Genomic DNA, 10,057 nt, shown 5'->3' with positions numbered 1-10,057 from the left:
GACCCGGCCGCCGGGCAGCCTGGCCACCAGCGGCACCCCGTAGCGGTGGAACGATCCGGCCCCGCCCTCGGTCCACACCTCGGCCTGCGGCCCGGCGCCGACCACCACGACGAGCTCGGGCCCGGCCGCGACCAGCGCCGCCAGCGCCTCTTCGCACGCGGCCCGCAGCGCGTCCAGCTCGCTCGCCGCCCCCGCGGCGACCTCGGGGACGAGCAGCGGCGGACAGGGGCACACGGCGGCGGCTACCAGCATGTGGATCACTCTATCCGCGAACGACGGCGGCCCGGCCGGACCGGAAGGTCCCGCCGGGCCGCCGTGCGGAGCGCGGTGTCAGTCGCCGCAGCAGGCGCCGCCCGCCGGGGCGGCCAGCGGCAGGGCCGCCGGGGCGCCGATGCCCGGCAGGCCGAGCATCACGCCGGCCGGCTTGGCGGCGGGCTTGGCCTGGCGCTTCTCCCACGCGTCGCCCGCGCGGGTGCGGCGCACCGCGAGGGTCGGCCCCTCGGCCAGCAGGTGGTGCGGGGCGGCGTAGGTGATCTCGACGGTCACCATGTCGCCCGGGCGCACCGGCTCGGCGGGCCGGCTGAAGTGCACGAGGCGGTTGTCGGGGGCGCGGCCGGAGAGGCGGTCGGTCTTGTCGTCCTTCTTGCCCTCGCCCTCGGCGACCAGGATCTCCAGGGTGCGGCCGACCTGCTTCTTGTTCTCGTCCCAGGAGATCTCCTCCTGGAGCGCGATCAGCCGGTCGTAGCGGGCCTGCACGACGGCCTTCGGCACCTGGTCCGCCATCTCCGCGGCCGGGGTGCCGGGGCGCTTGGAGTACTGGAAGGTGAAGGCGTTGGTGAAGCGGGCCTCGCGGACGACGTGCATCGTCTCCTCGAAGTCCTCCTCGGTCTCGCCGGGGAAGCCCACGATGATGTCGGTGGAGATGGCCGCGTCCGGCATGGCCTCGCGGACCTTGCGGATGATCCCGAGGAAACGGTCCTGCCGGTAGGAGCGGCGCATCGCCTTGAGGACCCGGTCCGAGCCGGACTGCAGCGGCATGTGCAGCTGGTGCATCACGTTCGGCGTCTCGGCCATCGCGGCGATGACGTCGTCGGTGAAGTCGCGCGGGTGCGGGGAGGTGAAGCGGATCCGCTCCAGGCCCTCGACCTGGCCGGCGGCGCGCAGCAGCTTGGAGAAGGCCTCGCGGTCGCCGAGGTCGGAGCCGTAGGCGTTGACGTTCTGGCCGAGCAGGGTCACCTCGATGACGCCCTCGTCCACCAGCGCCTCGATCTCGGCGAGGACGTCGCCCGGGCGGCGGTCCTCCTCCTTGCCGCGCAGCGCGGGCACGATGCAGAAGGTGCAGGTGTTGTTGCAGCCGACCGAGATCGAGACCCAGGCGGCGTACGCGGAGTCGCGGCGGGTGGGCAGCGTGGAGGGGAAGGTCTCCAGCGATTCGAGGATCTCGACCTGGGCCTTCTTCTCGACCGCGGCCCGCTCCAGGAGCGCCGGCAGGTGGCCGATGTTGTGGGTGCCGAACACCACGTCGACCCAGGGGGCCCGCTGGACGATGGTGTCGCGGTCCTTCTGCGCCAGGCAGCCGCCGACGGCGATCTGCATGCCCTGGTTGCGGCCCTTGGCCGGCGCGAGCTGCCCGAGGTTGCCGTACAGCTTGTTGTCGGCGTTCTCGCGCACCGCGCAGGTGTTGAACACCACCAGGTCCGGGTCGCCCTCGGGCCCGGCCTTGACGTAGCCCGCCTCCTCCAGCAGCCCGGACAGGCGCTCGGAGTCGTGGACGTTCATCTGACAGCCGTGCGTGACGACCTTGTAGCTCTTCAATCCGCTCTCACCGCTCACCAGACCAGGGTACGGGCACGCGTGAAGGGCTTTTTCACGGACGGCGGCCCGACTGCCCCTCCCGTTCTGCCGGGGCGCCTGGCACTATCCCTGCATGACCCCCACCGTTCCCTCACGTCCGGGCGCCGTGCTCCGCGCGGCCGCCCGAAGCCCGCTGTGGCGGACGGTCCTGGTCCTGGCCCTGCTGCTGGCGGGCCTCGGCGGCTGGTGGCTGTCGGCGGGCCGCTCGCCCGGCTACCCGCGCGGGGAGACGCGCTTCGCGACGGGCGTGCAGCGCGGGGTCTACGACCGGTACGGGCAGCTGCTGCAGGAGCACGTCGCCAGGTCGATGCCCGGGGTGCGGCTGGCGCTGGACAACACCGACGGCTCGGTCGAGAACCTGAAGCGGGTGGCCGACGGCCGGGACCAGTTCGCCATAGCGACGGCCGACGCCGTCGCCGACTACCAGGGCCCCGGCAAGGACCGGCTGCGGGCGATCGCCCGGCTCTACGACGACTACCTCCAGCTGATCGTCCCGGCCTCCTCCCCGGTGCAGCGCACCGGGGACCTCAAGGGCCTGCGGGTGGGCGTGGGCCTGCCGCAGTCCGGGGTGAACCTGGTGACCAGACGGCTGCTGACCGCCGCCGGCCTGGACCCGGACCGGGACATCAAGGGCGTGCCGGACGGGGTCGGCGCCGCCGCCGACGACCTGCGCGAGGGCCGGGTGGACGCCTTCTTCTGGTCCGGCGGCCTGCCCACCAGCGCGCTGACCGACCTCTCCGACCACGTCCGGATCAGGATCGTCCCGCTGGCCGACCTGGCCGAGCAGCTCCACAAGGCCGAGGGCGGCGGCACCGACGCCTACCGGGCGGCCACCATGCCCAAGGGCACCTACCCGAACGCCGAGCCCAAGGACGCCGTCGCCACCGTGGCGGTGCCCAACCTGCTGATCACCAGGGACGACGTCGACCCCGGCCTGGTCCAGGGGATGACCAAGGCGGTGATCGACAGCCGCGACCAGATCGGCGCCCAGGTGCACGCCGCCCAGCTGGTCGACCTGCGCACCGCCGTGTACACCGACCCGCTCCCCCTCCACGAGGGCGCGATGCGCTACTACCGCTCGGTGAAGCCCTGAAGCCCTGACTACTGCTTCCCCGGCCGGGGGACGGCCAGCGTCACCGCGAGCCCGGTCGGCTTGACCGGGGCGAACCCGAGCGAGCCGCCGCCGGCGAGCAGCAGGGTCCGGGCGATGGACAGGCCGAGCCCGGAACCGTCCACGTTCTGGTGGCGCGGGCTGCGCCAGAACCGGTCACCCGCCCGGGACAGCTCCTCCTCGGTGAGGCCGGGCCCGGCGTCACTGACCGTCACCGCGACCTCGTCGCGCCGCACCGCGACCCGCAGCCGCACCCGGCTGCCCTCCGGGGAGAACTTCAGCGCGTTGTCCAACACCGCGTCCAGCGCCGAGCCGAAGCCGATCGGGTCGGCCATGCCGAGCGCGAGCGCCGGGCCGTCCCAGCGCAGCTCGATGCCGTGCTGCACGGCGACCGGCCGCCAGGCGTCGACCCGGGCGAGGGTGAGCGCGGCGAGGTCGGTCGGCTCGGGCTCGGGGCGGGCGTGCTCGGCGGTGGCGAGGCCGAGCAGATCGTCCAGTACCCGGGCCAGCCGGGCGCCCTCCTCACGGACGCCGCCGAGCTCCTCCTCGTGCCCCTCGGGCAGTTCCAGGCCGAGCAGCTCGACCCGCAGCAGCAGCGCGGCCAGCGGGTTGCGCAGTTGGTGCGAGGCGTCCGCGACGAACGCCTTCTGCTGGTCCAGGGCGAGCACCACGTGGTCGGCCATCTCGTTGAACGAGTGCGCCAGGCGCTGGAGTTCGGGCGGCCCGCCGCCGGGGGCGACCCGGGCGTTCATCCGCCCGGTCGCGATGTCGTGGGTGGCCCGGTCCAGGGTGCGCACCGGACGCAGCACCCACTCGGTCAGCCGGACGGCGAGCAGCACGGCGACGATCATCGCGGCGGCCTCGCCGGCCCCGATCACCAGCCAGCCGTGCAGGATCCGGGTGCGCAGCGCCCCGGTCGGCGACTCGCTGAGCACCACCGCGACGACGTCGCCGTCGCGCACCACCGGGGTGGCGACGGTGATCGTGCGGTCGTCGGTCCACGGCCAGACCTGGGGCGGGTTGTGGCTGCGCCGCCCGTCCAGCGCCTCCTGGAAGGCCTGGGCGCCGGAGCCGCCGGCCGGCACCGTCCAGTCCTTCGGCGCGGCGGCGATCGGGACGCCGTCGCGCTGGAAGATGCCGAGGCGCACGCCGTACAGGTCGTGGTAGCGGGCGACCTCGGCGTCGATCGCGTTGCGCCGGCTCTGGTCGCCGGGGGCGGGCCCCGGGTCGCCCTTGCGCGCCGCGTCCGAGGTGCCGGAGGTGGGCAGGTCCTGGGCGAAGCGGGCGGCGTCGTCGAGCCGGTCGACGACCACCTTGGTCTGCTGGGCCGCCGCGACCGCCGCCGCGAGCGGCAGCCCGAGGGCGGCCAGGACGCAGACCATCAGGGCGAGCAGGATGCCGAGCAGGCGATTGCGCACGTGCGGTCAGTGCTCCGCGGCGGCCGGGGGCGCGTCCGGGGCGGGCGCCGGGGACTCGGGGATCAGCCGGTAGCCGACCCCGCGCACGGCCTCGACCAGGCCGGGCAGGGCGAGCTTGTTGCGCAGCGAGCCGATGTGGACCTCCAGGGTGCGGCCGTTGCCCTCCCAGCCGCTGCGCCACACCTCGCTGAAGATCTGCTCGCGGCGGTAGACCACGCCGGGGCTCTGGGCGAGCAGGGCGAGCAGGTCGAACTCCTTGCGGGTGAGCGGCACGTCGCGGCCGTCCACGCTGACCCGGCGGCGCTCCCGGTCGATCCGGATGCCGCGGGACTCCAGCGGGCCGCGCTGCTGCGGGACGGCGTCGGGCGCGGCCGGCGAGACGGCGGCGGGCGCGGCGCCGCGCCGGGCGACGGCGTGGATGCGGGCGAGCAGCTCGCCCATGTCGTACGGCTTGGTGACGTAGTCGTCGGCCCCGAGGTTGAGGCCGTGGATCCGGGAGCGGATGTCGGCGCGGGCCGTGACCATGATCACCGGGACGCCGCTGCCGGCCCGGATCCGGCTGCACACCTCGAAGCCGTCGCGGTCGGGCAGCCCGAGGTCGAGCAGCACCACCCGGTACGGCTCGTTGCCGTCGGGCACCAGCGCGTCCAGGGCCTCGTGCCCGCTGCGGGCGTGCCGGACCTGGAACCCGTGCCGTCCCAGCACCGCGACCAGCGCGGCGGCCACGCGTTCGTCGTCCTCGACGAGCAGCAGTCGCACGTCTCCTCCTTCCCCGTTCCCCGACGTCCCAGGGGCCCCGGGTGCTCCCCCGGGCGGTGATCACCGGGGCCGCTCGGTCGGTCCCGGTCCTGCGCAGTATGGGCCAGCGGGCCGCCGGGCGCCAGGCTCGGCCGTCCCGCGGGCCCCCTGCGGGACGCACCACGCGGGCGCCGCCCGCTTCCACCGTGCCCCGATCGCGGCCTCACGAACAGCGTGCGAGCGTCGTGTGGCCGTTTCGTGATGCTCAAGTTCCGCTCAGATCGGCTGACGGGGGCTCGTCACGGCTCCTAAGGTCGGCCCACCGGGGGCTGCGGCTCCGCCGGCTGCGGCCCCTGGATTTCGTACCACCATTGCCGCCCAAGGGAGTTCACGCTTCACGGGCCGAACGAGGGAGCAGGCGCGATGACCGGGAATCCGATCGCGGACGCGAACCCCGCAGCCGCTCCGCTGGTCGTCCTGGACGGCGTCAACAAGCACTACGGCGCACTCCACGTGCTCCAGGACATCGACCTGCGGATCGCCCAGGGCGAGGTCGTGGTGCTGATCGGGCCGTCCGGCTCGGGCAAGTCGACGCTCTGCCGGACGATCAACCGGCTGGAGACCATCGACTCCGGCACGATCACCATCGACGGCCGCCCGCTGCCCGCCGAGGGCAAGGAGCTGGCCCGGCTGCGCGCCGAGGTCGGCATGGTCTTCCAGAGCTTCAACCTGTTCGCCCACAAGACCGTGCTGGAGAACGTGGTCATGGGCCAGGTCAAGGTGCGCAAGGTCCCGCGCCCGCAGGCCGAGAAGACGGCCCGGGAGCTGCTGGTGCGCGTCGGCGTCGGCGCGCAGGCGGACAAGTACCCGGCCCAGCTCTCCGGCGGCCAGCAGCAGCGCGTGGCGATCGCCCGCGCGCTGGCCATGAAGCCGAAGGTGATGCTCTTCGACGAGCCCACCTCGGCCCTGGACCCGGAGATGGTCAACGAGGTGCTGGAGGTCATGCGCCAGCTGGCCGCCGACGGCATGACGATGGTCGTGGTCACCCACGAGATGGGCTTCGCCCGCTCCGCCGCGAACCGGGTCCTGTTCATGGCCGACGGGAAGATCGTCGAGCAGAACACCCCGGACGCCTTCTTCACCGCGCCGCGCTCCGAGCGCGCCAAGGACTTCCTCTCCAAGATCCTGCACCACTGACGCCCCGTCTCCCCGCGCCGCGCGCGGCCGGCCCGGCAACGGCGCCGGCCCGCCCGCCCCTGCGCACGAACCCCAGACGCCAGCGCCCGGTTGAACCCGTGGCCCAGCCCCCAGGAGAACAACCCTCATGAGGACTCGTCGCACCCTCGCCGTCGCGCTCTGTGCCGTCGCGCTCACCGCCACCGCCGCGTGCGGCAAGGACGGATCGCCCGACGCCGCCGCGACCCCCAGCGGCGCCCCGGCGCTGCCGACCTACACGGTCAAGTCCGACGTCAAGGTCGACTCTGCGGTGCTCGCCGAGGCCCGCAAGCGCGGCCAGCTGATCATCGGCGCCAAGGCCGACCAGCCGTTCCTCGGCTGGGAGGACGTCGCCAGCGGCGACCGCAGCGGCTTCGACATCGAGATCGCCAAGATGATCGCCGCCGACCTCGGCTTCACCCCGCAGCAGATCAAGTGGCAGACCCTGGTCTCCTCGCAGCGCGAGCCCGCCATCGCCAAGGGCCAGATCGACTTCTACGTCGGCACCTACAGCATCAACGACGAGCGCAAGAAGACGGTCTCCTTCGCCGGCCCGTACTACATCGCCGGCCAGGACCTGCTGGTGAAGGCCGACAACAAGGACATCACCGGCAAGGACTCCGTCGCGGGCAAGAACGTCTGCACCGCCACCGGCTCGACCTCGATCAAGAACATCCAGCAGTACAACCCGAAGATCACGCAGTTCGACACCTACTCGGCCTGCGTCGAGAAGCTGCTGTCCGGCGAGGTCGACGCCGTCACCACCGACGACGCCATCCTCAAGGGCTACGCCTCCAAGTACGCGCCCAAGCTCAAGGTGGTCGGCCAGCCGTTCACCAAGGAGAACTACGGCGTCGGCCTGAACAAGGACGACGCGGCCCTGCGCAACGCCATCAGCGACGCCATCAAGGCCCACCAGGACAACGGCGACTGGAAGAAGGCGTACGACGCGACCCTCGGCCTCTCCGGCTCCTCGGCGCCGACCCCGCCGGCCCTCGACCGCTACTGATCCACCCGCCCGAATTCCCTTACCACTCCTGAGAGGAGGGCCGCCGGATGGGTTTCCTGTTCGAGGACGGCAACTTCGCGCTGTTCCGCGACGGCTTCCTGCAGACGATCGAGCTGAGCGCGCTCAGCGCCCTGCTCGCCCTGCTGCTGGGCACCCTGCTGGCGGCCTTCCGGGTCTCCCCGGTCCCGGTGCTGCGCGCCTTCGGCACCGGCTGGGTGACGATCTTCCGCAACACCCCGCTGACCCTGCTGTTCTTCGCCGTCGAGTTCGGTCTGCCCGCGCTCGACGTGCACTTCGAGCACCTCACCTTCGCGACGCTGGCGCTCGGCGCGTACACCGCCTCGTTCGTCTGCGAGGTGCTGCGCTCGGGCATCAACACCGTGCCGCTCGGCCAGGCCGAGGCCGCCCGCAGCCTCGGCATGACCTTCGGCCAGACCCTCACCCTGGTCGTCCTGCCGCAGGCCGCCCGGACCGTGCTGGGCCCGATGAGCAGCGTGTTCATCGCCCTGCCGAGGAACTCGGCGATCGCCGGCGCGTTCAGCGTCACCGAGCTGTACAGCGCTCAGCAGACCTTCTCCGAGCGCGGCTACTCGATCTTCTCGATCTTCTTCTGGGTGGCCTGCGCCTACCTGGTGATCAGCGCGGCGGTCGCCACCCTGTTCCGCATCCTGGAGTCCCGACTGGCGGTGGCCCGATGAGCAACCTGTTCACCCGCGGCTCGACCGCCAGCGTCCTCTACGACGCCCCCGGCCCGAAGGCCCGCGCGCGGTACCGGCTGTTCAGCGTGCTGTCGCTCCTCGCGATCGCCGGCCTGCTCGGGTACGCCGTCATGATGCTCGCCGACAACGGGCAGTTCGACGCCGGGCTCTGGGACGTCTTCCAGTACAACACCATCCAGCAGCGGATCGTGGACGGCCTGGTCTCCACCCTGGAGGCCTTCGGCCTGGCGGCGCTGTTCTCGCTCACCCTCGGGTCGCTGCTCGCCGCCGGGCGGCTCTCCGACCACAAGCCGGTGCGCTGGGTGTGCACCGCAATCGTCCAGTTCTTCCGGGCGATGCCCCTGCTGATCCTCATCGTCGCGCTCTACTACGCGTTCTTCGCGAAGGAGCCGATGTGGGCGCTGGTGCTCGGCCTCACCCTCTACAACGGCGCGGTCCAGGCCGAGATCATCCGCAGCGGCGTCAACGCCGTCCCCCGCGGCCAGGCCGAGGCGGCCTACGCCCTCGGGATGCGCAAGACCCAGGTGATGGCCGGCATCCTGGTGCCGCAGGCGGTCCGCTCGATGCTGCCGACGATGATCGGCCAGCTGGTCGTCACCCTGAAGGACACCTCGCTCGGCTTCATCATCACCTACCACGAGCTGCTGTTCGTCGGGAAGTCGATCGCGAGCCAGCCGATCAACGCCGCGGGCTTCCCCTACATCCCGGTGGTCCTGGTGATCGGTCCGATCTACGTCGCGATGTGCCTGTTGCTCACCGCGCTCGCCCGGTGGATCGAAGCACGCGGCCGTCGCGGCGCGAACCGGCGCACTTCGGCTGCTGCTTGACGGACACGCAGGTGAACTGTTGCATTGCTCTTCGTGACACCTCCCGGGAGCTTCCACGCGGCATATGACGCCAGCCTGACGGCCTGCCCATGCCCGGCCTTCCGGGCCCGAACGGTCCACCCGCGCCCGGAGGGCTCGGCATGGACCCGGTGATCGTGGTCGGGGCCGGACCGGTCGGTCTGGCCCTGGCCCTCGCCCTTGCCCGGCACGAGGTGCCGACCGTCGTCCTGGACGAGGGCTCCGGCCTGTGCCCCGAGGCCCCGCGCAGCGTCGTCCTCGGGGCCGACTCCACCGCCTTCCTCACCCGCATCGGCTACCCCAGGGCCGTCTCCGACTCCGCCCTGTGGGACTCCTTCGCCATCTGGCGGCGGCGCCAGGAGGTCCTGCGGATCGACCTCACCGAGTCGCCCACCTTCCACCTGCCGCAGCACCGCCTCCAGCGCGGCCTGCGCGACGCCCTCACCGGCACCCCACTGGTCAAGCTCGTCCCGCTCAGCCGCGTCACCGAGCTCGTCCAGGACCGCGACGGCGTCGGCGTCCGCACCCACGGCACCCAGGACGGTTCGAGCACCTGGTGGCGCGGCAGCCACCTGGTCGGCTGCGACGGCGCCCGCTCCACCGTCCGCAAGCTCCTGAAGATCCGCTTCCCCGGCCGCCCGGCCGTCGACCGCAACGCCATCGCCACCGTCCGGGTCGACCTGCCGTTCGACGGCGCCCGGCTGCACCGCGAGCCGCCCTGGCGCGGCGACCGCGAGGCCTCCGCCCGCCCCCTGCCGGACGGCGTCTGGCGGCTCGACTGGCGCCTGCCGCCCGGCCGCCCCGCCCCCACCGAGCAGGTCGACCCGCACGCCACCTGGCCCGGTGTCGTCACCGGCGACACCCTGCTCAACCGCGTCACCGCGAGCCTCACCGGCTGGTGCGGCGAACTCCCCCGCTTCGAACTGCTCGCCGCCGCCGACCACACCGCCCAGCAGCGCCTGGCCGCCCGCTTCCGCAGCGGCCGCTGCTTCCTCGCCGGCGACGCCGCCCACCTGCACGGCGCGCTCGGCATGCAGAACCTCGCCGACGGGCTGCGCGACGCCGCCGCCCGCGAGGCGGCCCACGCCGGGGCCGGGCGCCGCCACAGCGCCCGCCGCGCGCACGCCGGCACCGACCGCGCCGGCGAC

9 protein-coding genes and 1 pseudogene are annotated in these 10,057 nt (G+C 73.0%); 6 read left to right on the top strand and 4 right to left on the bottom strand.

Features of this window, described 5'->3' with window-relative positions:
* Both AB0O00_RS20810 and miaB read right to left on the bottom strand, forming a co-directional pair.
* Window positions 1-252, bottom strand: a pseudogene (locus tag AB0O00_RS20810) (hypothetical protein); the annotation flags it as partial.
* Between the two features lie 78 nt (window positions 253-330).
* On the bottom strand, window positions 331-1,833 hold the full coding sequence (gene miaB, locus AB0O00_RS20805; RefSeq protein WP_363653854.1) for a tRNA (N6-isopentenyl adenosine(37)-C2)-methylthiotransferase MiaB: 1,503 nt from the start codon (window positions 1,831-1,833) through the stop codon (window positions 331-333).
* 94 nt (window positions 1,834-1,927) lie between these two features.
* Here miaB and AB0O00_RS20800 point away from each other — a divergent pair, with 94 nt between their 5' ends.
* A complete protein-coding gene (locus tag AB0O00_RS20800; RefSeq protein ID WP_363653852.1) occupies window positions 1,928-2,947 on the top strand; it encodes a TAXI family TRAP transporter solute-binding subunit in 1,020 nt (339 codons plus the stop codon).
* 8 nt (window positions 2,948-2,955) lie between these two features.
* Here the strand turns inward: AB0O00_RS20800 and AB0O00_RS20795 are convergent, their stop codons facing one another.
* Both AB0O00_RS20795 and AB0O00_RS20790 read right to left on the bottom strand, forming a co-directional pair.
* A complete protein-coding gene (locus AB0O00_RS20795) occupies window positions 2,956-4,383 on the bottom strand; it encodes a HAMP domain-containing sensor histidine kinase (protein WP_363653850.1) in 1,428 nt (475 codons plus the stop codon).
* A gap of 6 nt (window positions 4,384-4,389) precedes the next feature.
* A complete protein-coding gene (locus AB0O00_RS20790) occupies window positions 4,390-5,142 on the bottom strand; it encodes a response regulator transcription factor (RefSeq protein ID WP_363653848.1) in 753 nt (250 codons plus the stop codon).
* A 402-nt stretch (window positions 5,143-5,544) separates the two neighbouring features.
* On the opposite strand from AB0O00_RS20790, the gene AB0O00_RS20785 reads away from it, so the two are divergent.
* The 5 genes from AB0O00_RS20785 to AB0O00_RS20765 form a co-directional block, all read left to right on the top strand.
* Complete coding sequence (locus tag AB0O00_RS20785; protein WP_363653846.1) at window positions 5,545-6,318, top strand: amino acid ABC transporter ATP-binding protein; 774 nt, start codon at window positions 5,545-5,547, stop codon at window positions 6,316-6,318.
* A gap of 127 nt (window positions 6,319-6,445) precedes the next feature.
* Window positions 6,446-7,345, top strand: a complete 900-nt coding sequence (locus tag AB0O00_RS20780; RefSeq protein WP_363653844.1) for a glutamate ABC transporter substrate-binding protein — start codon at window positions 6,446-6,448, stop codon at window positions 7,343-7,345.
* Window positions 7,346-7,392: 47 nt separating this feature from the next.
* Window positions 7,393-8,043: an amino acid ABC transporter permease gene (locus AB0O00_RS20775; RefSeq protein ID WP_363653842.1), complete on the top strand. Its 651-nt coding sequence runs from the start codon at window positions 7,393-7,395 to the stop codon at window positions 8,041-8,043.
* Window positions 8,040-8,891, top strand: a complete 852-nt coding sequence (locus tag AB0O00_RS20770; RefSeq protein ID WP_363653840.1) for an amino acid ABC transporter permease — start codon at window positions 8,040-8,042, stop codon at window positions 8,889-8,891. The genes AB0O00_RS20775 and AB0O00_RS20770 overlap by 4 nt, the downstream gene beginning before the upstream one ends.
* A gap of 140 nt (window positions 8,892-9,031) precedes the next feature.
* Window positions 9,032-10,057 (top strand): FAD-dependent monooxygenase (locus AB0O00_RS20765; RefSeq protein ID WP_363653838.1); only part of this gene is annotated, 1,026 nt, incomplete at its 3' end.

Source organism: Kitasatospora sp. NPDC093558 (assembly GCF_040683475.1).
GTDB lineage: Bacteria > Actinomycetota > Actinomycetes > Streptomycetales > Streptomycetaceae > Kitasatospora.
Note: the sequence above shows the minus strand (reverse complement) of the source record. Positions and strands in the feature narration are given on the sequence as shown.

What these genes read in the sequence shown, in the direction of transcription:
- AB0O00_RS20780 (WP_363653844.1), top strand. Translation starts at nt 6,446, where the DNA reads ATGAGGACTCGTCGCACCCTCGCCGTCGCGCTCTGTGCCGTCGCGCTC.
- AB0O00_RS20770 (WP_363653840.1), top strand. Translation starts at nt 8,040, where the DNA reads ATGAGCAACCTGTTCACCCGCGGCTCGACCGCCAGCGTCCTCTACGAC.
- AB0O00_RS20785 (WP_363653846.1), top strand. Translation starts at nt 5,545, where the DNA reads ATGACCGGGAATCCGATCGCGGACGCGAACCCCGCAGCCGCTCCGCTG.
- AB0O00_RS20800 (WP_363653852.1), top strand. Translation starts at nt 1,928, where the DNA reads ATGACCCCCACCGTTCCCTCACGTCCGGGCGCCGTGCTCCGCGCGGCC.
- AB0O00_RS20775 (WP_363653842.1), top strand. Translation starts at nt 7,393, where the DNA reads ATGGGTTTCCTGTTCGAGGACGGCAACTTCGCGCTGTTCCGCGACGGC.